22 protein-coding genes and 1 pseudogene are annotated in these 24,758 nt (G+C 59.5%); 5 read left to right on the top strand and 18 right to left on the bottom strand.

Features of this window, described 5'->3' with window-relative positions:
* The gene (locus AB4P92_RS14260) at positions 1-627 is read right to left on the bottom strand and encodes a class I SAM-dependent methyltransferase (protein WP_395599615.1); all 627 of its coding nucleotides are present in this window, start codon (positions 625-627) and stop codon (positions 1-3) included.
* 152 nt (positions 628-779) lie between these two features.
* Here AB4P92_RS14260 and AB4P92_RS14255 point away from each other — a divergent pair, with 152 nt between their 5' ends.
* The gene (locus AB4P92_RS14255; protein ID WP_395599614.1) at positions 780-2,240 is read left to right on the top strand and encodes a hypothetical protein; all 1,461 of its coding nucleotides are present in this window, start codon (positions 780-782) and stop codon (positions 2,238-2,240) included.
* Between the two features lie 88 nt (positions 2,241-2,328).
* On the opposite strand, the gene AB4P92_RS14250 is transcribed toward AB4P92_RS14255, so the two are convergent.
* The 11 genes from AB4P92_RS14250 to AB4P92_RS14200 form a co-directional block, all read right to left on the bottom strand.
* Positions 2,329-2,973 (bottom strand): methionine ABC transporter permease, encoded by a 645-nt coding sequence (locus AB4P92_RS14250; protein ID WP_042557114.1) that lies wholly within the window; start codon positions 2,971-2,973, stop codon positions 2,329-2,331.
* Positions 2,963-4,084: a methionine ABC transporter ATP-binding protein gene (locus AB4P92_RS14245; protein WP_395599613.1), complete on the bottom strand. Its 1,122-nt coding sequence runs from the start codon at positions 4,082-4,084 to the stop codon at positions 2,963-2,965. The genes AB4P92_RS14250 and AB4P92_RS14245 overlap by 11 nt, the downstream gene beginning before the upstream one ends.
* A 2-nt stretch (positions 4,085-4,086) precedes the next feature.
* The gene (locus AB4P92_RS14240) at positions 4,087-4,896 is read right to left on the bottom strand and encodes a MetQ/NlpA family ABC transporter substrate-binding protein (RefSeq protein ID WP_395599612.1); all 810 of its coding nucleotides are present in this window, start codon (positions 4,894-4,896) and stop codon (positions 4,087-4,089) included.
* 125 nt (positions 4,897-5,021) lie between these two features.
* Positions 5,022-6,374 (bottom strand): LLM class flavin-dependent oxidoreductase, encoded by a 1,353-nt coding sequence (locus AB4P92_RS14235; protein WP_395599611.1) that lies wholly within the window; start codon positions 6,372-6,374, stop codon positions 5,022-5,024.
* Entirely contained in the window at positions 6,374-7,567 is a 1,194-nt protein-coding gene (locus tag AB4P92_RS14230; protein ID WP_042557118.1) for an SfnB family sulfur acquisition oxidoreductase, read from the bottom strand. The genes AB4P92_RS14235 and AB4P92_RS14230 overlap by 1 nt, the downstream gene beginning before the upstream one ends.
* A 35-nt stretch (positions 7,568-7,602) precedes the next feature.
* Entirely contained in the window at positions 7,603-8,844 is a 1,242-nt protein-coding gene (locus AB4P92_RS14225) for an SfnB family sulfur acquisition oxidoreductase (protein ID WP_261736174.1), read from the bottom strand.
* Positions 8,845-9,144: 300 nt separating this feature from the next.
* Entirely contained in the window at positions 9,145-9,909 is a 765-nt protein-coding gene (locus AB4P92_RS14220) for a hypothetical protein (protein ID WP_395599610.1), read from the bottom strand.
* 473 nt (positions 9,910-10,382) lie between these two features.
* On the bottom strand, positions 10,383-11,132 hold the full coding sequence (gene tcyN, locus AB4P92_RS14215; protein WP_273876804.1) for an L-cystine ABC transporter ATP-binding protein TcyN: 750 nt from the start codon (positions 11,130-11,132) through the stop codon (positions 10,383-10,385).
* 4 nt (positions 11,133-11,136) lie between these two features.
* Positions 11,137-11,802, bottom strand: coding sequence for a cystine ABC transporter permease (tcyL, locus tag AB4P92_RS14210; protein ID WP_042557122.1), 666 nt, complete (start codon positions 11,800-11,802; stop codon positions 11,137-11,139).
* Positions 11,802-12,602: a cystine ABC transporter substrate-binding protein gene (gene tcyJ, locus AB4P92_RS14205; RefSeq protein ID WP_395599609.1), complete on the bottom strand. Its 801-nt coding sequence runs from the start codon at positions 12,600-12,602 to the stop codon at positions 11,802-11,804. The genes tcyL and tcyJ overlap by 1 nt, the downstream gene beginning before the upstream one ends.
* Before the next feature lie 266 nt (positions 12,603-12,868).
* Positions 12,869-13,861: a D-cysteine desulfhydrase gene (locus tag AB4P92_RS14200; RefSeq protein ID WP_395599608.1), complete on the bottom strand. Its 993-nt coding sequence runs from the start codon at positions 13,859-13,861 to the stop codon at positions 12,869-12,871.
* A gap of 190 nt (positions 13,862-14,051) precedes the next feature.
* On the opposite strand from AB4P92_RS14200, the gene epsC reads away from it, so the two are divergent.
* Both epsC and betT read left to right on the top strand, forming a co-directional pair.
* A complete protein-coding gene (epsC, locus tag AB4P92_RS14195; protein ID WP_150687667.1) occupies positions 14,052-14,978 on the top strand; it encodes a serine O-acetyltransferase EpsC in 927 nt (308 codons plus the stop codon).
* A 399-nt stretch (positions 14,979-15,377) separates the two neighbouring features.
* A complete protein-coding gene (gene betT / locus AB4P92_RS14190; RefSeq protein ID WP_164488118.1) occupies positions 15,378-17,339 on the top strand; it encodes a choline transporter BetT in 1,962 nt (653 codons plus the stop codon).
* Positions 17,340-17,363: 24 nt separating this feature from the next.
* Here the strand turns inward: betT and AB4P92_RS14185 are convergent, their stop codons facing one another.
* The gene (locus AB4P92_RS14185; RefSeq protein ID WP_395599607.1) at positions 17,364-17,624 is read right to left on the bottom strand and encodes a hypothetical protein; all 261 of its coding nucleotides are present in this window, start codon (positions 17,622-17,624) and stop codon (positions 17,364-17,366) included.
* A gap of 119 nt (positions 17,625-17,743) precedes the next feature.
* Between AB4P92_RS14185 and AB4P92_RS14180 the strand changes: the two are divergent.
* Positions 17,744-17,845 (top strand): annotated as a pseudogene (locus tag AB4P92_RS14180) (type II toxin-antitoxin system HicB family antitoxin); the annotation flags it as partial.
* 73 nt (positions 17,846-17,918) lie between these two features.
* Positions 17,919-18,956, top strand: a complete 1,038-nt coding sequence (gene mgrA, locus AB4P92_RS14175; RefSeq protein ID WP_042557127.1) for an L-glyceraldehyde 3-phosphate reductase — start codon at positions 17,919-17,921, stop codon at positions 18,954-18,956.
* Positions 18,957-19,116: 160 nt separating this feature from the next.
* Here mgrA and tauD read toward each other — a convergent pair whose 3' ends face one another.
* The 5 genes from tauD to gshA all read right to left on the bottom strand — a co-directional run bounded on the left by tauD (position 19,117) and on the right by gshA (position 24,512).
* Positions 19,117-19,959: a taurine dioxygenase gene (gene tauD / locus AB4P92_RS14170; protein WP_395599606.1), complete on the bottom strand. Its 843-nt coding sequence runs from the start codon at positions 19,957-19,959 to the stop codon at positions 19,117-19,119.
* Positions 19,960-20,102: 143 nt separating this feature from the next.
* Positions 20,103-20,936, bottom strand: coding sequence for a taurine ABC transporter permease TauC (gene tauC, locus AB4P92_RS14165; RefSeq protein ID WP_395599605.1), 834 nt, complete (start codon positions 20,934-20,936; stop codon positions 20,103-20,105).
* Positions 20,933-21,727: a taurine ABC transporter ATP-binding subunit gene (gene tauB, locus AB4P92_RS14160; RefSeq protein ID WP_042557130.1), complete on the bottom strand. Its 795-nt coding sequence runs from the start codon at positions 21,725-21,727 to the stop codon at positions 20,933-20,935. The genes tauC and tauB overlap by 4 nt, the downstream gene beginning before the upstream one ends.
* A 16-nt stretch (positions 21,728-21,743) precedes the next feature.
* Positions 21,744-22,721, bottom strand: coding sequence for a taurine ABC transporter substrate-binding protein (gene tauA, locus AB4P92_RS14155; RefSeq protein WP_395599604.1), 978 nt, complete (start codon positions 22,719-22,721; stop codon positions 21,744-21,746).
* A gap of 207 nt (positions 22,722-22,928) precedes the next feature.
* Entirely contained in the window at positions 22,929-24,512 is a 1,584-nt protein-coding gene (gene gshA / locus AB4P92_RS14150) for a glutamate--cysteine ligase (RefSeq protein ID WP_395599603.1), read from the bottom strand.
* Positions 24,513-24,758: the final 246 nt, after the last annotated feature.

Below are 24,758 nucleotides of genomic sequence, written 5' to 3'. Positions count from 1 at the left end.
TCAGGCCTTGCGCCAAACACTCGCCAGCCACGGCTGTTGCTCTCGCGGCAGCCCCGCTGGCCGGAAGTAGTGTTCCAGCTCGACGAAACCGGCCGCCGTGAGCAACCCGCGCCACGCCTCCAGATCGTGATAAGAGCCATAACGCGGGCCGTTCCAGCCCTCGCTGTTATTGCCGCGTGGATTGGAACTGAACAGCACGCCACCCGCTTTCAGGCTGCCGTGCAGTTGCTGCAAAACCCGCGGCAGTTCCTGCAACGGCACATGGAACAGCACCGCGTTGGCGAAAACGCCGTCGAAGCGCGCTGCGGGCAAATCCAGCTTCAGGAAATCTTGCTGCAGCACTTCGCAACCACTGTCCTCACGCGCCATCTGCGCAAATTTTTCCGAGCCGTCGAGGCCGACAGCAACATGGCCCATGCGCGTGAACGTCTGCAGATCCCGCCCCGGCCCACAGCCGAAATCAAGAATCGTGAACGGTGCCGTGCCCTGAATGTGTCGCAACAGCGCGTCGATGTTCTGGCTGACATCGTGATCGCGGGTGCCCTCGCGAAAGTCCTCGGCCACCGAATTGTAGTGGCCGAGGGTGGTGGCAGTGATCTGTTCGAGGTCGGTAGGGGTCTGCTTCATGATCGTTTCGTGACTGGACGGATAGAGGCCGACTATAGCGTGAAAGGTTGCGAACCAAGCACAAAACCGCCACTCATGTGCAATACATATGTACCGCACTCCAAGTGCTGCCATCGGATGTACTGACGCCCACGCGATAGACCACTGTCGCGATGTCTGTCCTGTTTATATTCGGGAGGATTCACTTAAAAAAAGGATTTTTTTTCATGGGCATTGTTCGTCAATCCGCCACCTCGCCATACAGCCGTAGCCCGGCGGATGCGCGGCCATCACGTAAAACGTCAGGCAGTGGACTGCCCGACCACCCACCTGCGGTGAAGAACTTTCGTCCAGACGTCGAGCATGCGGGAGTAGAAGTGGTTCGGCCAACTGACACGCCATTCGCTGCCGTCACCGTTGAATCGTTGCTGCCTACCGAGGTGGTGCCTATCCACCCGGCGGTCACCACACTTGAGCGCTATCGTTTGAGAGCGCCGGCGACCCTGCCTGCGGCCAACGACTCGGGTCTCAGGATCATCAAGGGGCGCACTTACGCCGATATCGGTGCCGGCGAGATTGTCCAGGTTCGGCAGAGCGCACCCACTGGTGAGTATCGCGCGACACTGGTCTCTGAACTGAAGGCGTCGGGGCCGGAACTGTTCTTCGATCCGCAAAGCGCAACGTGGAAGCCTGGGCGTGCTCAGCGCCTCGGTAACCGTGGCACTGTCATTGATATCGATATTGATGCGCTCATTCACCAAGTAAGAAATCATTCGGCAAAAAAGCAGCGGGTTCACACCGGACTCAATGATGCGTTTGAACGCAAGACCGCAAGCGACGCCCAACTGGTTGCGCGCGGGTTGAAGCAGTTTGCGTCGGAGGAGGCAGCCTTGATTCGTTCGGAACTGCGCGTGGTTGAAGGCATTTTCGCGGATGCCGCTCACGTCGCAGGTCTGAATGACACAGAAACCGCGGCCGTTCATGAAAGTTTCTTTGGCAGCGAGCATCGCGCCGTTGCCTCGCAGGTTGCTGAATCAGTCGCGCGAGGTCTGGCGCTTTCCAGGGAGTATCAAGGGCGTTGGGGGGAGGAAAAATTCCTCGGGGTTGATACCGATACCAACAGCGAAGCCTGGATGTACAAGGGCGATTTTCATGGCCGGTTCTTCCTCAATCGCAAGTACATGCGGCAGGGGGAGTTGAGCATGTCTTTGGGTCATGAAATGTTGCACACCAACAGAATCGACCGTTTCCATTCGATTGGCCCAAACGCGGCAGATTTTTTCTATCTGGACGGCGATATGCGCAGCCTGCTGGGCGGGGACTCGCCAACCCGTTACGACGTTGCCGAGCGCGGCGTTTCCGAGGTGATCATGCGCGGTGGTTTGACCGTCGATTATCTGAACGCCTTTTCGGATTACCACGACAGCTTCCTGTTCGGTATCAGCGATTACTTGGGCATTGGCGACGATCTGGACCTGAAGACGGCGGTAAAACTGTTCAATGCCAATCCGCTGATGCGTGCGCACATGGCGTCGAACAATGCCGACAGCATTATTTACGCAGCAAAAAGCATGCAGGTGCTGCACCGCGCCAAGACCGAATATGCATGGCTCGACAGCCTGATCCACGATTGATTCGGACGAACGCAAATAAGTAGTTCGCAGCCGGCGGTATTCACCAATCCCCTTGCATAGCCGCAGGCTGCGATCTTTTCATCATGCTTCAGCGCTTGTTCAAGCCCCGCGCCAAGCGATCACCGCCCAACTGAATCACCGCCACCAGCGCCACCAGCAACACAATCACCGTCAGCATGATCTGGCTGTCGAAACGCTGATAGCCGTAGCGGTAAGCGATATCCCCCAGGCCGCCAGCGCCAATCGCGCCGGCCATGGCCGAGGAGTTGATCATCGTCACCAGGGTGATGGTGAACCCGCCGACGATCCCCGGCAGCGCCTCGGGCAGCAGCACATGCCAGACGATGTGCCAGCGCCGGCAACCCATCGCCTGCGCGGCTTCGATCAAGCCGTGGTCAACTTCACGCAAGCTCACCTCGGCGATCCGTGCAAAGAACGGCGTGGCAGCAATGGTCAGCGGCACCACCGCCGCCCACACTCCGTAGGTGGTGCCGACGATCAGCCGCGTAAATGGGATCAGCGCGACCATCAGAATCAGAAACGGGATCGAACGGAACAGGTTCACGAATGCGCCCAGGGCGCGGTTCAGCACCGGTGCTGCGTAGATCCCGCCCTTGTCGCTGGTGACCAGAATCACCGCCATGGGAATGCCCACCAGCAGCGCGATCAACGACGACACGCCGACCATCAAAAACGTGTCGATGAAACCCTGCAGCAAGCGATCAAACCACATAACCCAGCACCTCCACCCGTTGCGCCCATTGCCCGGCGCGTTGGCGCAATGTTTCGGCGTCCAGCGAAGCACCACTGACCGCCAACAGCAACTGCCCCAGCGCGTGGCCCTGAATCCGTTCGACGCCGCCCTGCAACAACTTCACCCGCCCACCGAGGGCCGCGAATAACGCGGCCAGATCGGGCTCGTCGCTGGCGCTGCCAGTGAACTGCAAACGCAGAACCACAGCCGCTTCGCTGGAGGGCGAATGCGCGTGCAGACGGCTTTGCAACTCTTGCGGCAACGCATGTTGCAGCGGCGCAAGCAGTGTTTGGCTGACCTCGTGTTGCGGGTTGCCGAACACTTCCCAGACCGGACCTTGCTCGACGATTTGTCCGTGTTCCAGCACCACCACGCGGTCGCAGATTTCGCGAATCACTGCCATTTCGTGGGTGATCAATACGATGGTCAGGCCCAGACGCTGGTTGATCTCGCGCAGCAAACCGAGGATCGATTGCGTGGTCTCCGGATCGAGCGCCGAAGTCGCTTCGTCACACAGCAGAATATCCGGGTCATGCACTAGTGCGCGGGCGATGCCGACACGCTGTTTCTGCCCGCCGGAGAGCTGCGCCGGATAAGCCTTGTGCTTGCCTTGCAGGCCCACCAGTTCCAGCAGTTCGCGGACCTTGTTCTCGCGTTGTTCTTTGGGCACACCGGCGACTTTCAGCGGCAACTCGACGTTCTGCCAAACGGTCTTGGCCGACATCAGATTGAAGTGCTGGAAAATCATGCCGATTCGCCGACGCAGAGCGACCAAACGGTTTTCATCGAACTCGCCAATGTCCACTTGATCGATCAGCACCCGCCCTGAAGTCGGTTGTTCCAGTCGATTGATCGTACGAATCAGCGACGACTTGCCGGCGCCGCTTCTGCCGATAATCCCGAACACTTCACCGCGCTGGATCGCCAGGTCGATGCCTTGCAGCGCAGCGACCGGGCCTTGTCGGCCGTTGTAGGTTTTGCCGAGGTTGATGAAGCGCACGTGGGCGCGGTTCAGTTCCGGTCGCAGTTCTGTGCGTTCAGCATTCTTTGGCTCTGGAATCTCCAGTCGCTGTTGGGTCGCGGCCGTCATGCTCAGCTTTCCCAACCGGCCTGGTACAGCTTGCCGTGGGCCTTATCCAGTGCCGCGCGAACGGCTGGGGAATGCTGGTAGATATCGACGAATTTGATCAGGCGCGGGTCGGTTTTGCTCTTTGGCTGAATCACGAACTGGATCACGTACTCCTTGTGATCGAGGCCATCGAACAGCAGCGCGGAGCCGGCATCGAAGGTCTTCGCCAGGCGAATATAGGCCGGGTAGCCCTGGACCAGATCAGCGTCGTCATAGGCGCGCACCAGTTGCACGGCTTCGACCTGGAGGATTTTGATTTTCTTCGGATTGGCGACGATGTCGTCTTCGGTGGCTTTATAGCCGACGCCCGGTTTGAGCGTGATCAGACCGGCCTTGGCCAGCAGTTGCAGACCGCGACCGCTGTTGATCGGGTCGTTGGCGATGGCAACGCTGGCGCCTTCCGGCAACTCGTCGAAACTTGTGTATTTCTTTGAGTAGAGGCCGACGTTGTTGATGATCCCCGGGGCGAACGGCACCAGGTCAAAACCCGCGGCGGCTTTGGCATTTTCGAGGAACGGGATGTGCTGAAAGTAGTTCACGTCGATGTCGCCGGCGGCGAGGCTGACGTTCGGTGCGATCCAGTCGGTGAACTCCACCAGCTCGACTTTCAGGCCTTGTTTGCTGGCCTCTTCGACGGCGGCTTCCAGCGGGATGGCGAAGGCTGCGGTGGTGCCGATTTTCAGCGGGGCGTCGGCGGCGAAGACCGCCGAGCTGAACAGGCCGAGGGCCAGGGCCAGTGCTTTGACTGGGTGAGACAGGATTTTCTTGGTCATGATGAGTTTTCCAGTCAGTGCATAAATTTGTGGTGTCTGTTGCGGCCTCATCGCTGGCAAGCCAGCTCCCACAGGTTTTGTGAACGCCACAGACCCTTGTGGGAGCTGGCTTGCCAGCGATGCTTTTAGCGGCGAAACGCGGAACCCGTGTGTTGCTCGGGCAAGTGCGCCTCCCGGTGAAACAGTTTTTCCCGCAGGCTGCCCGTGTCATAAGCGGTCTTGTACGACCCACGCCGCTGCAACTCCGGAATCACCAAATCAATGAAATCCACGTAGCTTTCAGGCGTGACGATGCGGGTCAGGTTAAAACCGTCCAGACCGGTTTCGGCGATCCACGATTCCAGTTCATCCGCCACTTGCTCAGGCGAACCGACCACGGTGATGTAGCGGCCACCGAGGGCGTGCTGGTCTAGCAACTTGCGTCGGGTCCAGTCGTTGTTTTGCAGGTTTTTGGTGGCGGACTGAATGGCGTTGCTCTTCACGTACTGGATCGGTTCGTCGATCTCGTACTGGGAAAAGTCGATGCCGGTGGATGCCGAGAAATGCGCCACGCCGGCCTCGGCACTGGCGTAGCTCAGGTACTCGGCATGCTTGGCCCACGCGGCTTGCTCGGTCACGCCGACGATCACGTTGAGGCCCATGAACACCTTGATGTCCTCGGGATTGCGCCCGGCCTCTATAGCGCTGGCGCGGACCTTGTCGACCTGAACCTTGGTCGACGATTTGTTCTGGCCGCTGATGAACACGCACTCGGCGTGGCGCCCGGCAAACAGCAAGCCGCGATCGGAACTGCCGGCCTGAAACAGCACTGGCGTGCGCTGTGGCGATGGCTCGCAGAGGTGATAACCCTCGACCTGATAGAACTCGCCCTTGTGCTCGACCTTGTGCACTTTTTCCGGTTGGGCGTAGATGCGCTGTTCGCGGTCGTTGAGGACCGCACCGTTTTCCCAGCTGCCTTCCCAGAGTTTGTAGAGCACTTCAAGGTATTCGTCGGCCTGGTCGTAGCGCCGGTCATGCTCGACTTGCTCGCTCAGGCCCATGGCTTTGGCGGCGCTGTCGAGGTAGCCGGTGACGATGTTCCAGCCCACGCGACCACGGCTCAGATGATCGAGTGTCGACATGCGCCGGGCGAACAGATACGGCGGCTCGTAGGTGAGGTTGGCAGTCAGGCCGAAACCAAGGTTTTGGGTCACGGCAGCCATCGCCGAAACCAGCAACAACGGATCGTTGACCGGCAACTGGATCGACTCCTTCAGCGTGACATCTACCGAGTTCTGATAGACGTCGTACACGCCGACGATGTCGGCGATGAACAGCCCGTCGAACAGCCCTCGCTCCAGCAACTGCGCCAATTCGGTCCAGTATTCGATTCTATTGAATTGGGTCGACGTGTCGCGCGGGTGCGTCCACAAGCCATGGTTGATATGGCCGATGCAGTTCATGTTGAACGCGTTGAGCAGGATTTTTTTCTTGCTCATCAGATGGTGCCCCGCAGTGGCGGGTTTTCATCGTTGAGGTAGTAATTGCCAACAGCGTGATACTTCCAGCGCACCGGGTCGTGCAGGGTGTGCACCCGGGCGTTGCGCCAGTGGCGGTCGAGGCCGTGTTCGATCAGCGTGGCCTGGCTGCCGGCCAGTTCGAACAGCGTGCTGCCGGCGGCCAGCGAAATTTCAGTACTGATGGCGCGTGCTTCGGCGACGGCAATCGATGCCGCGGCGACGGTGTCCGCGTTGGTTTCGGCTTGCGCGACATCTAGGAATTCGCCGGCGCGTTCAAGCAAAGCCTCGGTCGCGTGCAGGCGAATACTCAAGTGGCCGAAGCTTTTCAGTGTCAGCGGATCTTCAGTGGCATTGTCATTACCCGAGTCGATCCATGGCCGGGTTTTGCTGCGCACAAAGTGCAGCGCATCTTCATAAGCGGCGCGGGCGATACCGGTGTCGATGGCGGCGTGAAGGATCTGCGCAAGCGGGCCGACGGTGGTCGGGCGTTCGAAGGCGCTTTGAAACGGCAGCACGTCTTGCGCTGCGACATACACGTCTTCGAACACCACCGAACCGCTGCCAGTGGTGCGCTGGCCGAAGCCGCTCCAGTCGTCGATCACGCTCAGGCCTTTGCTGTCACGCGGGACGAAGGCCAGTTGCTGCACGCCGTTTTCATCGACCACGGAGGTAGGAATGCGCTGCGCGTAAATCGCCCCGGTTGCGTAGAACTTGCGGCCGTTGATGCGATAGCCGTCGCCATCACGTTTGAGGCTGGTAACGCGGTCGTGGGCGGTTCTGGTGCCCAGTTCCGCCAGTGCATTGCCAAAGCGCTGGCCGGCCAGCACCTCGGCGTACAACCGTTGTTTCTGCGCGTGGCTGCCGTTGACCCTGAGGACTTCGAGGGCATAGAAATGGTTCTGCGGAATCTGCCCAAGAGAGCCGTCAGCCTGAGCGATCAGGGCGATGACTTTGGCCAGCGTGACGTTGGACACAGCAGCGCCGCCGTATTCCTTGGGGACAGTGATGCCCCACAGGCCGGAGCGGGAAAACACGTCGAGTTCGGGCAGCGGCAGGCGTCGTTCACGGTCGCGCAGGGCGCTGTCGCGTTTGAAATCCTCGGCCAGGTCGCTGGCGACGATCAGGGCTTGCTCATCGCTGGTAATGACCGCGACGGGATGGGAAAAAGTCATGTGCTTCTCCAGAGATCTGGTCAAAAGTGTTCTGGTCAAATCCAGGAATGGCGAGCCGGCAACGTGCCGTTCAGGCGGTAGGCGCCGACCGCGTGATATTTCCAGCGCACCGGGTCGTGCAGCGTGTGCACGCGGGCGTTGCGCCAGTGACGGTCGAGGTTGAATTCGGCGAGGGTGGCGCGGCTGCCGGCCAGTTCGAAAAGCTTTTCGCTGGCCAGCAGCGAGATCTCGGTGGTCAGCACTTTGGCTTCAGCCACGGCAATCGAGGCGCGGGCGGCGGACTCGGCGGTAAGTGGCGCGGCATGTACCTGATCGAGCACTTGCCCGGCCTTGCGCAGCAGCGCTTCGGCGGCATGCAGTTCGATTTTCAGCTTGCCGATGTCAGCTATGACATAGAGGTCATCGCTGGCGCGCTCGACCTTGGCGTCAATCCATGGCCGCGCGCGGGTTTTGACAAACTCGATGGCGTCTTCGATGGCGCCACGGGCGATGCCGGCGTCGATCGCTGCTTGAATCAGTTGTGACACCGCGCCTTGAACGTTCGGGGTTTCGTTGATCTTCCAGTTGTCGACGACAAGGCTCGCTTCGACGCGCACGTTGTGCAGCAGGATCGTGCCGCTGGCGGTGGTGCGCTGACCGAAACCCGACCAATCATCAACAATGTGCAAACCCGGTGTGCCGCGGCGGACGAAGGCCAGCACTTGCTTGCCGTCATCGTTGAGCGCTTTGACCGCGACCCAGTGCGCAAACAGCGCGCCGGTGGAATAAAACTTCTGGCCGTTGATCACGTACTCATCGCCGTCAGCGGTGATGCGCGCTTTCAGCTCCAGGGTGTTTTTGGTGCCGCGTTCAGGGCCAGCATTGCCGATACGCCAGCCTTCCAGAACACTTTGGAACAGCTGCTTTTTCTGCGCTTCGGTAGCGCAGCCAAGCACCAGGTTGATGATGCCGAACTGGTTCTGCGGGATCTGTCCCAGCGCCGGATCGGCGGCGGAAATAATCGCGAACACCTCGGCCAGCGTGACGAACGAAACCTGCGGACCACCGTATTCGCGCGGGATGGCAATGCTGCCCAGACCACTGCGGGTGAACTGTTCGATTTCCGACCACGGCAATTTGCGTTGGCGGTCGCGCCTGGCGGCCTGCACGCGGGCGACTTGCGCCAGCTCAAGGGCGGCCTCTAGGGCTTGGGCGTCGTTGCGCAAGACTTGCGCGGGCAACAACAGCGGGGCGATGTCCAGATCAGACTGGACGATTGCATCTGCCAGACTGGACATCAGTGCCGCTCCTTGGCTGCACGCAATGCCCTGGCGATCTGCACTGGGGTGATTGTGTTCCGGACCATACTACCTACCTCACATCTCATGAAAACGCCGCACAGTGCAGCGAAAGAAAGAATGTCCGGTGGTCCGGTTCATATACCCTAAACGTGTATAAATATTAAATAAACTAACTTTTAGGAATATGTATAGAAGGGTTGATGGTCGAGTTGGTCAAGATTTCCAAGGTTGGCAAAACACTTGCGGTGAACGTGAACGATGGTGAGGCGAACGTTCCCTCACCCGTTGGATTCACTGCTAAGGCTTGCGCGTTTCGGCCGCCTTGAGTGTTTGCCTCAATGGCACCTTCAGATAAGGATTCACACAACCGATCTTCAATGTCCGTGGCGGTGCCCAGCGCGAGTTGTTGCCGACCCGGTCGAGGATGCAGTAGGTCACGTCCAGGCGCATATCCTCGCCGGCTTCGACGATGACCGCCGGCGGCACCCAGACCTGAATCGGCAGCCCGATATCGGCAGCCGTGATCGGCGCGAGATCCATACGGACATCGCCCCAGCGCAAAGTGATGGCGTCGTCTTCCGCCATGTTCAGGTAGGGCTCTATGGTCAGTGGCACGCCGCGTTTGATCTGATTCGGATTCACCCCCTGACGGCGAATGGCATCGGGAACTATCACCGGCGCCAGTTGCTGGTTTTCGTCACCGCACACGGCGGCTGGCTGGCCGCCAGGACAATCGAGTTTGACCCGAACGCGCGTTGCCGCCGACAGTGCCGCTCCGTGACCGACTTGCATCACCCGGTAGTGGATACGCGCGGTGCCGTTGGCAATGAAACTCTCCGGCACACGCATGCTGATCGACTCGCCAACGTCCTCGGCGGTCAGCACCTTTGATGCGACGTAGCACTTGTTCCAGAACAGTTCGATCAGGTCGCCGCAGTCCATGTCGGGATAGGGCGAAACGGCGACCAGCAGATGTGCGGCGGCGGTCAGGTTGATGCCGGTTTTTTGCGCTGGCGACAGTGTCGGTGCTGCCAGTTCGGGGGTATGCGAAGTGCGAGTCATCGATTTCTCTCCTTGAAGCCTTGCAGCGAAGTCCGTTTCTGGAAGAACAAATGGCATGAATCAACTGGCAATAAAGCAATGAACATTTTGTTCAACTTGAGAGTGAGTTGATTAAACTAAGTAGTGCCGGTTGGCGACTAGATAAGAGGGTGCGGGGAGGGGTGTCAATAGTCGGCGGTAGTTAATCTGGGAATTGAGGTTCTATCAGAAGTTTCCTACATTTCTGAAGTCGAACTCCTAGGCGTAAAGGTGAATATGGCTACATTTCACAGGCTTTTTTAGCCGTTTTGACGCAGAGTTATTCATACTCACGCCAGTGACATTCGATAAGTTTCAGACGAGTTTTATCTGTTGCAGAACATATATACATGTAGTGCATTGAGTGTGTCTGCTGTGTATATAGTCGGGAGGGGATTGAGCTGGGTGAAGATAACTTCCATCCATGGAAGTTTGAGAGGGTGCGTTAAACATTCTCAGGCGTGATTCAGGAACTTGCTGAGAAACTGTTGAGTGCGTTCTTCTTTCGGGTTGGCAAACAAAGCTTTGGCTTCACCTTGTTCAACGATCACGCCCTTGTCGAAAAACACCACACGGTTGGCCACGTCACGGGCGAAGCCCATTTCGTGGGTGACGATCACCATGGTGCGTTTTTCTTCAGCGAGACCGCGGATGGTCGCCAGCACTTCGCCGACCAGTTCTGGGTCGAGGGCCGAAGTCGGCTCGTCGAACAGGATCACTTCCGGCTCCATCGCCAACGCACGGGCAATCGCGACGCGCTGTTGCTGCCCCCCGGAAAGTCGACGCGGATAAGCATCTTCCTTGCCGGCGAGACCGACCTTGGTCAGTAGCTTCCTGCCCAAGGCAACCGCTTGTTCGCGCGGCATCTTCTTGACCACGATCGGTCCTTCGATGACGTTTTCCAGAGCGGTGCGATGCGGGAACAGGTTGAAGTTCTGGAACACGAAGCCCACGTGCTGGCGCAGATTGCGCACCAGACCTTGCTGCTGGTTCAGTGGGCGGCGGGTATCGATTTCGATATCGCCGACCTTGATCCGGCCGCTGGTGGGTTCTTCAAGGAAATTCAGGCAGCGCAGGAACGTCGTCTTGCCCGAGCCGCTAGGGCCGATGATCGCGACGACCTCGCCTTCCTTTACCTCGAGGTCAATGCCGTTGAGCACCACTTGACCCTTGAACTGCTTTGTCAGTTTTTCCACGACAATCATGGGGTCAGGACTCCTGGTCGTGCCGATTGACCCGCTCTTCCAACTTGTTCTGCAAGTGCGACAGCACCGTGGCCAGAATCCAGTAGATCAGCGCGGCGGCAAGATACATGGTGAAGACTTCGAAAGTCCGGGCGGTAATCAGCTGCGCCTGACGGAATAGTTCCGGCACCTGAATGGTTGCGGCCAGTGCAGTGTCCTTGACCAGTGAAATGAAGCTGTTGCCCAGCGGCGGCAATGCCGTGCGCATCGCTTGCGGCAGGATGGCCCGACGCAAGGTTTGCGCGCGGGTCATGCCGATGCTCGCAGCGGCCTCCCACTGGCCGCGTTCGATCGAGCCGATCGCGGAGCGCAGGATTTCACAGGCGTAGGCGGCCATGTTCAGCGAGAAGCCGATCAGCGCCGCTGGCAGCGGATCAAGCTCCAGGCCCATTTGCGGCAAGCCGTAATAGATCACGAACAGCTGCACCAGCAACGGCGTGCCGCGAAAGAACGACACGTAGATGCGGGCCAGCCAGCTGACCGACTTGAAGCGCGACAGGCGCATCAACGCCAGGCCAAAGCCCAGCAGCAGGCCGAAGAACATCCCGCCGAGGCTGAGGACAACCGTGTAATACGCGCCCTTGAGCAGGAAGGGCGCGGAATCAAGTGCGAGTTGGAAAGCTTCTTCCATTATTTAGTGACGTCTGCGTTGAAGTATTTTTCCGACAGCTTCTTCAGGGTGCCGTCTGCACGCAGTTCGTCGAGGGCCTTGTTCAGGGCGGCCAGCAGTTCGGGCTCGTTTTTGCGCAAGGCAATGCCGGACTCCTGACGGGAAAAGGCTTCACCGGCAGCGACAGTTTTCGGAGCTTTTTTGGCGTACTCAAGGGCGGCCAGACGGTCGATCAGGATAGCGTCGGTGCGGCCATTGTTCAGGTCGGCGAACTTGGTCGGATCATCATCGTAGGTACGCACGTCTGCACCCGGCACGTTGGCGCGGACCCACTGCTCGTAGTTGGTGCCCAGACCTACACCGACTTTCTTGCCGGCCAGGTCAGCGGCGGTCTTGATGTTCAGCGCGGATTCCTTGCTCTTCAGCACCAACGCCTGGATACCGGAGACGGTGTACGGTTCGGAGAAGTCGTACTTCTTCTTGCGCTCCTCGGAGATGGTCACCTGATTGACCACGACGTCCAGGCGCTTGGATTCCAGCGCAGCGAGGATGCCATCCCATTTGGTTGGCTGGATCTTGGCTTTGACACCGATTTTTTGCGCCAGGGCTTCGGAGAGCTCGACTTCGAAACCGGACAGTTTGCCGTCGGCATCGACGAAGCTGAACGGTGGGTAAGTGCCTTCCAGGCCGACGTTGATAACGCCTTTGTCCTTGATCTGTTGCAGCTGCTCACCGGCTACTGCCTGGCCGATCAGGCCGGCGCTCAGCGCCAGGCCCAGCGAACCAACCAGCAGATTGCGACGTAGTGCGGAAAAATTCATGACAAGCCCCTGTGTTTTCTTATGGAAGACGCTTAAGGAATATAGGCAAATGGGTGATTTGAACGACAGCGCTATCCTGCCTTAAAGCAGCTTATGCGTCTCTCGCGAAATTCGCCTGCGGCGAGACTATATGGCTTCTGTCTTAGACTTGAAAATACTAATTATTTAATTTGATATTCATTTTTAGAATATGTGGCGAATTCGAAAAAATCGCAGCCCTGCTCCTCGCAGGAGCTGCCGAAGGCTGCGATTTTTTGATCTGTCGGCTACAGAAAATCCTTATAGGCAAACAACGCCGGGGCCCCACCGGTGTGCAGGAAAATAATCGGACCCTGATCGAAGCGCGAACGGCCAATGCCATCGAGCAACCCCGCCATGGCCTTGCCGGTATACACCGGGTCGAGTAGCAGACCTTCCTGACTGGCTAACAACTTTACCGCCGCCAGTGTCCCGGCATTCGGTTCGCCGTAGCGCGGGCCGAAGTATTCGTCCCACAATTCGACTTTGAAGCTTGCCGGCAGCGCTACACCGAGCAGCTCCGCCGTGCGTTCGGCCAGACCCTGCACCTTCGGGCGCTGGTCTTCTTCGCTACGCGAAACGGTTACGCCGATCACCGGCAATTCGGGCAACGTTTCGCTCAGGGCCAGCGCCAGACCGCTGTGCGTGCCGGCGCTGCCCGACGCCAACACCACGGCGGCAAAGTCGAGGCCGGTGTCTTTGATCTGCTCGGCCAGTTCCAGACCAGCACGCACATAGCCCAACGCACCGAGCGCATTGGAGCCACCGATCGGCACCAGATACGGCTTCTTGCCGTTGCTGCGCAAACGCGCGGCGAGTGCGGCCAGTTGCTCGTCGGCGTTGTCGAGGTTTTCGACCAGCTCGACTTTGGTGTCGAACAGATCCAGCAGCAGTCGATTGCCGTTGCCGGTGTAATTGCTGTCGTCAGTGCCCAACGGATTTTCCAGCAGCGCGACACAACTCAGGCCCAGTTTGGCGGCCAGTGCTGCGGTCTGGCGAACATGGTTCGATTGCAGTGCGCCGGCGGTGATCAGCGTGTCGGCGCCCTGCGCGAGCGCATCGGCGGCGAGGTATTCGAGTTTGCGTAATTTGTTGCCACCCATGGCCAGCGGCGTCAGATCATCGCGTTTGATGTAAACGTCGCGGCCGAGCCAGGCAGAGAGGCGCTCAAGTTTTTCCAGTGGGGTTGGTTGGCCGAGCAGGTCGAGACGGTTAAAACGGTCCAGCTGTTGTTTAATCATGAGTCCGTACTGGCGGAGAAAGATGAAAGGACTATAGGCAGTCGATTTTGCAGGGGCAACCGCGAATCGCTTATAGCCAAATGGACTGAGGCCAGCACTATCGGTTCTTAATTCGCCCTCGCAAGCATGCCGTAAAGTGGTCGCCGTTGACGCGGCCAGACAGTCCGGCCGCCCGTGAGGAGTCTTTATCGTGAGCGAGCGTTCCAGCCATTGGCAATTGCAGACCATCGTCAGCCAACTGCGCACCGCGCGGGATCAGTGGCGCGCACAGAATGGCCGGGCCACCGGCGAGCAGGGTGGCCGCGAGTTGCCGTCGCGGGCGGCGATGGCGGAGATTCTCGAGGCTTTATGTGGTGCGTTGTTCCCGATGCGCCTGGGGCCGGTCGATCTGCGCGAAGAAAGTGAAGATTTTTATGTGGGGCACACCCTCGACGTCGCGTTGAATGCCTTGCTGGCGCAGACGCGACTTGAGCTGCGTTATGTTGCCCGGCACAGCGCGCAGGTCGACACCGAAGTCGAGGCCCGGGCGATCCAGATCGTCCAGGATTTCGCCCTTGCCTTACCGGGGTTGCGCACGCTGCTCGACACCGACGTGCTGGCGGCCTATCACGGCGATCCAGCAGCGCGCAGCGTTGATGAAGTGCTGCTGTGCTACCCCGGGATTCTGGCGGTAATTCACCATCGTCTGGCGCACCATTTGTATCGCGCCGGGTTGCCGTTGCTGGCGCGGATCAGCGCGGAAATCGCTCACTCGGCGACGGGCATCGATATCCACCCGGGCGCGCAGATCGGCCGCAGTTTCTTCATCGACCATGGTACGGGTGTGGTGATCGGCGAGACCGCGATAATTGGTGAGCGGGTGCGGATTTATCAGGCAGTGACTTTGGGCGCCAAGCGCTTCCCGGCAGATGAAGACGGGCAGTTGCAGAAGGGCCATCCGCGTCATCCGATTGTTGAAGATGACGTGGTGATTTATGCCGGGGCGACGATTCTTGGACGGATCACCATTGGAAAGGGCTCGACCATTGGCGGCAATGTATGGCTGACGCGCAGTGTGCCGGCCGGGTGCAATTTGACTCAGGCCAATTTGCAGCATGATGACGGGACGCAGAAGTAGGTTTCTGAATCTGCGTTGCTGCTTCGGGCCTCATCGCGAGCAGGCTCGCTCCCACAGTGGAACGCACTCCAAAGTGGGAGCGAGCCTGCTCGCGAATGTTTTAAGGTTGTATCGAGATAATGGCCTTCCGCCAATTCTTCAGTGAACGATTCGCCCAAAACCAACGTCATACCCCTCCTTGAGCTAGCGTAGGAAAGCTACCGCTTAGCCGTGCGATTAGTCCTTAGCGCCCTATCCATGTTTAACTTGAACGTTCATTCAAGTTAAACCGGTGGTTCGCTGCCCGCTCACAACAGGAGGCTTGCCTTTGCTGAGTCCGATCATTTCAGCCATGTTTCAACCCCTAGAGGTGCACGTTTCATGAGTGCATCGTCTACCCCCGCCAGCGGTCTGGTTCGGATGAATCCGCCGGTGTTCTACTTCGCCGCGACGTTTATTCTGCTGTTTGGTCTCGTTGTCATCGCCATGCCGCAACAGGCCGGTGCCTGGCTGCTTGAAGCACAAAATTGGGCGGCCAACACCGTCGGCTGGTATTACATGCTCGCGATGACGCTGTATCTGGTCTTCGTGGTGGTCACCGCGCTATCCGGCTACGGCAAGATAAAACTCGGTGCCGACCACGACGAACCCGAGTTCAGTTATCTGTCCTGGGCCGGCATGCTGTTCGCCGCCGGGATCAGCATTACGCTGTTCTTTTTCTGCGTTTCAGAGCCGCTGACTCACATGCTGCAGCCGCCGCAAGGCGAGGCCGGCACCGCGGATGCGGCGCGTCAGGCCATGCAGGTGCTGTTTCTGCACTGGGGCCTGCATGGCTGGGGCGTTTTCGCCTTCGTCGGCATGGCCCTGGCGTACTTCGCCTATCGGCATAACCTGCCGCTGGCCCTGCGCTCGGCGCTGTATCCGCTGATCGGCAAACGCATCAACGGCCCGATTGGTTACGCGGTGGATGGCTTCGGCATCATCGCCACGGTGTTCGGTCTCGGCGCCGACATGGGCTTCGGTGTGCTGCACCTCAACTCGGGTCTCGACTACCTGTTCGGCATTGCCCACACACAGTGGATTCAGGTCGGCCTGATCACGCTGATGATGGGCGCGGCGATCCTCGTCGCCGTGGCCGGGGTCGATAAAGGCGTGCGGGTGATGTCCGACATCAACATGCTGCTGGCCTGTGCGCTGCTGCTGTTCGTGTTGTTCGCCGGCCCGACTCAGCACCTGCTCAACACCTTGATCCAGAACATCGGCGACTACCTCGGCGCTTTGCCGATGAAGAGTTTCGACCTCTACGCCTATGACAAACCGAGCGACTGGCTCGGCGGCTGGACGGTGTTCTACTGGGCCTGGTGGATTGCATGGTCGCCGTTCGTGGGCCTGTTCATTGCGCGGATTTCCCGTGGTCGCACCATCCGTGAATTCGTTTTCGGCGTGCTGTTGATTCCGCTCGGTTTCACCTTGGCGTGGATGTCGATCTTCGGCAACAGCGCCATCGATCAGGTGCTCAATCACGGAATGTCGGCGATGGGCATGTCGGCGATCGAGAATCCGTCGATGACCCTCTACCTGCTGCTGGAAACCTACCCGTGGAGCAAAACTGTCATCGCCGTGACGGTGTTTATCAGCTTCGTATTCTTCGTCACCTCTGCTGACTCAGGCACGGTGGTGCTCTCGACCCTGTCCGCCAAGGGCGGCAACCCTGACGAAGACGGGCCTAAATGGCTGCGGGTGTTCTGGGGCGCGATGACAGCGTTGATCACCAGTGCGCTGCTGTTCTCCGGCAGCATTGATGCACTCAAGTCAGCGGTGGTGCTGACCTCGTTGCCGTTCTCGTTGATTCTGTTGCTGATGATGTGGGGCCTGCACAAGGCGTTCTATCTCGAATCGCAGAAGCAGATCGCGCAACTGCATTCGCTGGCGCCGGTGTCCGGTTCGCGGCGTGGCACGGGTGGTTGGCGACAACGCCTGAGCCAGGCTGTGCACTTCCCGTCGCGTGATGAGGTGTACCGTTTCATGGACAGCACCGTGCGCCCGGCGATCGAAGAAGTGACGGCGGTGTTCGTCGAGAAAGGCTTGAATGTGGTCACTCAGCCCGATCCTGCGCACGACAACGTTAGCCTGGAAATCGGCCATGGCGAGCAGCATCCGTTCATCTATCAGGTGCAGATGCGCGGCTACTTCACGCCGTCGTTCGCACGTGGCGGCATGGGCTCCAAACAGCTCAACAATCGCCGTTACTACCGCGCTGAAGTGCACCTGAGCGAGGGCAGTCAGGATTACGATCTGGTGGGTTACACCAAGGAACAGATCATCAACGACATCCTCGACCAGTACGAACGCCACATGCAGTTCCTGCACCTGGTGCGTTAATCATGAGCTGGGCGCCGGGTCTGTTCAGGACTCGGCGCTCAGCGCCATGAACAACACCATCGCCGCCACCGGCACGCCGAACACCACACTGCCGATCCCCAGCTCCGACCCCACGGACTGGCCGGCATGCACCACCCCCACCGCGCCATTGATCACCGTCAACGCCAGCCACAGCGCGGCGAAGCCGTAGGCCAATGTCTGCCGGCTGAAGCCGATACGCTCGCCGATGTAGAGCATCAGGGCCAGAAGGACCAGGCCGAAGAAAATGATGATGGCGGTGTGCATGGGTGTGCCTGCCTGTGGATGTGCATTGCCCGAAAGATCGCCTCCTCGGTACTACTTGTTGGAGCATAGTCAAACCAGACCCACTATTCTGCATTCGTCCGTTGACTCGTCTGACGACCACTGCGCTGGAGCGTATTGACCAGACGGTCCGGGTTGATCAGCGCTACAGTTCCCACCCGGAGTTTCTGGCCGCCGCAGCTTTGCGCGAACTATCGGCCTGACTGAGATCCTGTGGGAGCGAGCTTGCTCGCCAAGCAGTCGACACCTGTTTCAAGACAAACAAGAGAGGATTCGATGACTTACACCGCTGCCGAAAACCGCTACGACTCCATTCCTTACCGCCGCGTCGGCCGCAGCGGTCTGGTGCTGCCGGCGCTGTCACTGGGCCTGTGGCACAACTTTGGCGACAGCACGCCGATCGACACCCAGCGCGCCTTGCTGCGCACCGCGTTCGATCTGGGCATCAACCACTTCGACCTGGCCAACAACTACGGCCCGCCGTATGGCAGTGCCGAAATCAATTTCGGTCGCCTGCTGCGTGAAGACTTCAAGCAGTACCGCGATGAACTGATCATCTCCAGCAAGGCCGGTTGGGACATGTGGCCAGGCCCGTACGGGCAGGGCGGCGGTTCGCGCAAATACGTGCTGGCCAGCCTCGACCAGAGCCTGCAACGCCTCGGTCTGGACTATGTGGATATCTTCTACTCGCACCGCTTCGACCCGGACACCCCGCTGGAAGAAACCGCCAGCGCCCTCGCCACTGCCGTGCAACAGGGCAAAGCGTTGTACATCGGCATCTCGTCGTATTCGGGCGTGAAGACCCGTGAGATGGCCGCGCTGCTCAAAGAGTGGAAAGTGCCGCTGCTGATTCATCAACCGGCCTACAACCTGCTCAATCGCTGGGTGGAAAAAGACCTGCTCGACACCACCGAAGAACTCGGCACGGGCGTCATCGCTTTCACGCCATTGGCGCAAGGTCTGCTGACCGACAAATACCTTAACGGCGTGCCGGAAGATGCGCGGGTCAATCGTCCGGGTGGTGGTTCGTTGCAGGCTTCGCACTTGTCCGAGGCGAACATCGCGCATGTGCGTGCGTTGAATGAGATCGCCAAGCGTCGCGGCCAGAGCCTGGCGCAACTGGCGCTGGCGTGGACCCTGCGTGATCCGCGAGTGACCTCGGCACTGATCGGCGCGAGCCGACCGGAGCAGATTATCGAGAACGTCGGGGCGTTGAAGAATCTGAGCTTCAGTGCTGAAGAGTTGGCGGAGATTGACCGGTTTGCCCAGGAGGGCGGGATCAATCTTTGGGAGAAGCCGTCGACGGCGGAATAAGTGACTGGCGCCGAATTATTCGGCGCCTGCTCTGATGCTTTCGCGGGCAAGCCCGCTCCCACAGGGTTCCAGTCGTACACAAAATCTGTGAATGGCGCTGTACCTGTGGGAGCGGGCTTGCCCGCGAAGGGGCCAGTTCAGACAACGAGGAAATCGAGTCTTATCTGAAGAACGGCACATCCCCCAACACCGTAGCCCGCTGCATCACCCGCCGCGCCGGGCGGTAATCATCCACCGCGTAATGCTGCGTCACGCGGTTGTCCCAGAACGCAATGTCGTCCTGCTGCCAACGCCAGCGAATGGTGAACTCCGGCCGCGTTGCATGGGCAAACAGAAACTTCAGAATCGCCTCGCTCTCGGTTTCCGACAGCTCATTGATCTTCGACGTAAAGCCTTCGTTGACGAACAGTGAGCGCCGCCCGCTGACCGGATGCGTGCGAATCACTGGGTGCGACAGAGGTGGATTCTTGCGCCGTGCCTCTTCCCACTGCGCCAGCGCTTCGGGCGTATTGCCGTAACGCTCCAGCGGAAACGAACGGGTGAAATCGTGAGTCGCAGTCAGCCCTTCGAGCAGGGTTTTCATCGGCGTCGACAGCGCTTCGTACGCGGCAATCCCGCTGGCCCATAACGTGTCGCCACCAAACTCCGGCAGCAGCTTGGCGCTGAGTACCGCGCCCATCGCCGGCGTCGGCAGGAAGGTCACGTCGGTGTGCCAGATCGCGTTGTCGCGCACGTCGGTGACGGCGGTGTCGAGGATCAGCACTTCCGGTTGTTCCGGCACGTTCGGGTAGATCGGGTGAATGTGCAGGTCGCCAAAATACGCGGCGAAACGCGCCTGTTGCGGCGGCTCGATCGGCTGGTTGCGGAAGAACAGCACTTGAAACTTGAGCAGCGCCTGCTCGATGGCATTGCGGTATTCCAGGCTCAACGGCTGGCTGATATCGACGCCGCTGATCTGTGCGCCGAGGGCCGAGCTTAACGGGGTGATGTGCAGGCTGCTCATGGTGGTTCTCTAGAATTCGGGATTTAGCTTTTGTGGGAGCGAGCCTGCTCGCGAAAGCGGAGTGTCAGGCAGCAAAAATGTCGACAGAAAGTCAGCATTCGCGAGCAGGCTCGCTCCCACAGGGTTCTTTACATAGCAATTATTCAGTGGGCCTGGCCGTGCCACGGCACCAGTTTGCGTTGCAGGGCGCGCAGGCCCATCTCCATGGCGAAGGCGATCAGGGCGATGACCAAAATCCCCAGCACCACCACATCAGTCACCAGAAACTGCGCGGCCGATTGCACCATGAAGCCCAAACCGCTGGTGGCGGCGATCAGTTCGGCGGCGACCAGCGTCGACCAACCGACCCCCAGACCAATGCGCACACCGGTAAGAATGTCCGGCAGGGCGCTGGGCAGAATCACGTGGCGAATCAATTGCGCGCGAGTGGCGCCGAGCGATTGCGCGGCACGCAATTTCGCCGGGTCTACGGTGCGCACGCCGGTAGCTGTGGCGATAGCGATCGGCGCGAAAATCGCCAGGTAGATCAGCAGCACTTTCGACAACTCGCCGATGCCGCACCAGATCACGATCAGCGGCAGATAAGCCAGTGGCGGAATCGGCCGGTAGAACTCGATCAGCGGATCAAGCACGCCACGGGCGATGCGGTTGGCACCGATGGCGATACCCACTGGCACGGCGGTCAGAATCGCGAAACCGAGGCCCAGGCCTATGCGGCTCAGGCTCGCGCCGAGGTGCTGCCACAGCGTCGAATCCATGTAGCCGCTGGTCGCCAGCAACCAGCCTTTTTGCAGAACGGCAGACGGTGGCGGCAGAAACAGTGGTTCGATCAAGCCATTGGCGGTTACTGCCCACCAGACTGCCAACAAAGCGAACAACGTCAGGAGGCTGATCCAGCGAGTGCTGAGGCTGCGGCGCACTGGAATTACGACCGAAGGGGTTTTTACTGCCGCAGCGGAAACGTCGTAACTGCTCATGCGCGCTCCTGCCGTTGAACGGCGCTGCGTTGCGAGAACACTTTGCTCAGCACGTGCTCGCGGGTTTCGATAAAACGCGGGTCGGATTTGATTGCTCGTGCTGATTCACCCGCGGCGTAGCGCTGACCGAAATCCAGGTGCAAACGCTCAACGATCTGCCCCGGATTCGGCGCCAGCAGAATCAGGTCAGTGGCGAGGAACACCGCTTCTTCGATGTCGTGGGTAATCAGGAACACCGGCTTGGCCGTGCGCTGCCAGACTTGCAGCAACAGCTCCTGCATCTGCTCGCGAGTAAAGGCGTCGAGGGCGCCGAAGGGTTCGTCCATCAGCAGAACGCGCGGGTCGGCAGCGAGGGCACGGGCGAGGCCGACGCGTTGCTTTTGTCCACCAGAGAGTTGCCAGATGCGTCGGCTTTCGAAACCGCAAAGATCGACCAGCGCGAGCATTTCGCGGGCGATTTTTTCGCGTTTGTCTTTGGCGAGGCCGGCCAGTTCAAGACCGAATGCGACGTTGGCCAACACGTCCTGCCAAGGCAGCAATGCGTCGTCCTGGAACACCACGCCGCGTTCAGCGCTCGGGCCTTTGACCGGCACGCCGTCGAGGGTGATGCGCCCGGCGCTCGGTTCAACGAAACCGGCAATCAGGTTCAACAGCGAAGTCTTGCCACTGCCGGACGGGCCGAGGGCGACCAGCAATTGCTGCGGCCCCAGGGTCAGAGAAATATCCGCCAGCACCGGTTCCGGGCTGCCCGGGTACTGTGCGCTGATGCGCTCCAGCTGTAGCAAGGCCATCGCGGTTAACTCCCGATCAGTTAGTGATGTATTTGGCGCTGACGTACGGCGCGTAGTCCGGCAGAACGGCTTCGACCTTGCCTTGTTCCTTGAGGAACGCGGCGGTGTCGGTAATGGCTTTGGTGGTCGGCGCCCCGAGGTCGCTGACCTGGTCCGCCGCCAGCGGATAGACGTTGCCTTGCAGCAGCAGCGGAATGTCGCTGGCCTTGGCACCCGACAACTTCACAAGTTTGTCGACGTTGGATTGATCGGCGAGCCAGGCTTTCGGGTCCTTGCGGTAATCGGCGTAGGCGTCGAGGGTGATCTTGGCGAACGCGGTGACGATTTCCGGGTGTTTCTCGGCGAAGTCCTTGCGCACGATCCAGGCATCGAACGTCGGCGCGCCGAACTTGGCCAGCTCACCGGAAGTGATCAGCACTTTGCCGTTTTCCTTGGCTACTCCGAGGGCTGGGTCCCAAACGTAGGTGGCGTCGATGTCACCGCGTTTCCACGCCGCGATAATCGCTGGTGGGGCGAGGTTGAGGACGGTGACTTTGGAAGGATCGATGTTCCAGTGCTTCAGCGCGGCGAGCAGGCTGTAGTGACCCGTGGACACGAACGGCACGGCAATTTTCTTGCCGATCAGATCCTGTGGCGTCTTGATCCCGGAACCGTCGCGGGCGACCAGCGCTTCAGCGGCGCCGATCTGGGTGGCGATGAGGAAAGTTTCTACCGGGACTTTGCGGGTGATCGCAGCGGTCAGCGGGCTTGAACCGAGGTAGCCGATCTGCACGTCGCCGGAAGCGATGGCGGCGATGATGTCGGCTCCATTGTCGAACTTGCGCCAGCTGATATCGGCTTTGGTGGCTTTCTCGTAGGCGCCGTCGGCCTGAGCGACTTTCGCCGGGTCAACAGTGGTTTGGTAGGCGACGGTGAGGTCGGTGGCCTGAGCCAGAAAACTCGCGGCAGCCAAAGAGGCCACGGCCAGCAGGCGAAGCGGGAAATTCAGTTTCATTGAAAAGCTCCATATCAGGCGACCGAGTGTCGGCGTGAAAGGAGACTAAATGATCTAAGAATCGAGAAATAAATAACTTTTTCGAATGAGCTTATGAGCGGAAAAATCTAAGGATCAAAAGATCGCAGCCTTCGGCAGCTCCTACATGTGACAGGCGTACACCCTGTTGGAGCTGCCGAAGGCTGCGATCTTTTTTATCGACAACGCTTAGTTACTGATCGCCAGAATACTCGCCTGGTACGACCCGACAAACACGTCGAAATCGCCCACCTCGTTCTGCTCCAGCTCAGCCTGCGCCGCCAGCGAAGTTCGCGCCAGTTCCTCAAACTTCGCTTGCTCATCAGCCGCCAACGGCTCGCTGCGGAAGAACTCGGCATGTGCCTGACTCTGGCGCAGAGAGAACTGCGCGAAGCTTTCCTTGTGTTCGGCCATCGCGGCCAGCACCTGTGCCGACGGCGTCAGGGACGAATCCTTGACCTTGGCCAGTTGCGCATCCAGCGCGGTGCTGTGCGCATCAAAGCCATGGCTCTGATCCAGCAGCGCCGCCAGCGGAGCAATCTGTTCCAGCAATTCGGCTGCCCAGGACTTCATGTCGACCGGCTGGCCGTCACGCTGCAATTGCAGGCCCGGACGGCGACCTTCCTTGACCACGCTGAGGAAGTTCGAGGTGGCATTGCTGCACGAGGTGTTGGTCAGCAGCGGGCTGTCGTTCAGCGCGCAATACAGCAGGAAGGCGTCGAGGAAGCGCGACTCCGTAAGGTCGATGCCCATCGGCAGAAACGGGTTGATGTCCAGGCAGCGCACTTCGACATACTGAATGCCACGGGCGACCAGCGCCTGGATCGGCCGCTCGCCGGTGTAGGTCACGCGTTTCGGGCGGATGTTGGAGTAGTACTCGTTTTCGATCTGCAGGATGTTGGTGTTCAGTTGCACCCATTCGCCATCCTGGTGCGTGCCGACTTCAACGTACGGCGCGTAAGGCGTAGCAACGGCTTTGCGCAGGCTGTCGGTGTAGCTCGCCAGATCGTTGTAGCACGGCGTCAGGCCGGCCTGGGCGTTGCTCTGATAACCAAGGTCGCTCATGCGCAGGCTGGTCGCGTACGGCAGGTACAGCGTGTCCGGGTCCAGTTGTTCCAGCTGATGCGAACGACCGCGCAGGAAACCGGCATCCAGCGCCGGCGACGCACCGAAAAGGTACATCAGCAGCCAGCTGTAGCGGCGGAAATTGCGGATCAGCGCAATGTAGGAGACTGACTGGAAATCCCGGTCGGTACCGACAAAACCTTCCGCTTCCTTGAGCAGCGGCCAGAGTTTTTCCGGCAGGGAGAAGTTGTAGTGAATCCCGGCGATGCACTGCATGGTCTTGCCGTAACGCAGGGCCAGGCCTTTGCGATAGACGTACTTGAGCTGACCGATGTTGGAGGTGCCGTAATAGGCGATCGGGATGTCTTCCTCGGCCGGCAACGGGCACGGCATCGATGGACTCCACAGGTACTCGTTGCCGAGTTTGCTGTAGGCAAAGCGATGAATCTTGTCCAGGCTCGCCAGGGTGTCTACCGGGTCGGGCAGGGCGGGCGTGATGAATTCCAGCAACGACTCGGAATAGTCGGTGGTGATTTTTTCATTGGTCAGCGCGGAACCCAAGGCTTCCGGGTGCGGCGTTTGCGCCAGTCGACCTTCGCTGGTCACGCGCAGGCATTCACGTTCGATACCGTGGAGGCACTGTTCGAGCAGAGAGAGGTTGGCGCGCTCGCCGAGCAGAGCCAGGCGGCGGTTGAGAAGTTCGCTCAATTTGGATTCCTTCACGCGTCAGTCGCCCCAATATGGGGGTGGGCAGGACGGTCTACAAGGGTGAAGTTGAAACTGGCGTTTTCGCCTGGTTTTTTGCGGCAGGCCATTTGCCGGTCGGTCAAGAACTGCACAATCCCTGTGGGAGCGAGCCTGCTCGCGAAGAAGGTTTTCCAGCCGACATCATCGCCGACTGACACACCGGCTTCGCGAGCAGGCTCGCTCCCACAGGATTCATTGCGCCGAAAT

The sequence above is a fragment of the Pseudomonas sp. A0308 genome (assembly GCF_044218815.1).
Classification (GTDB): domain Bacteria; phylum Pseudomonadota; class Gammaproteobacteria; order Pseudomonadales; family Pseudomonadaceae; genus Aquipseudomonas; species Aquipseudomonas iridis.
This window is presented reverse-complemented; position numbering and strand designations above follow the sequence as displayed.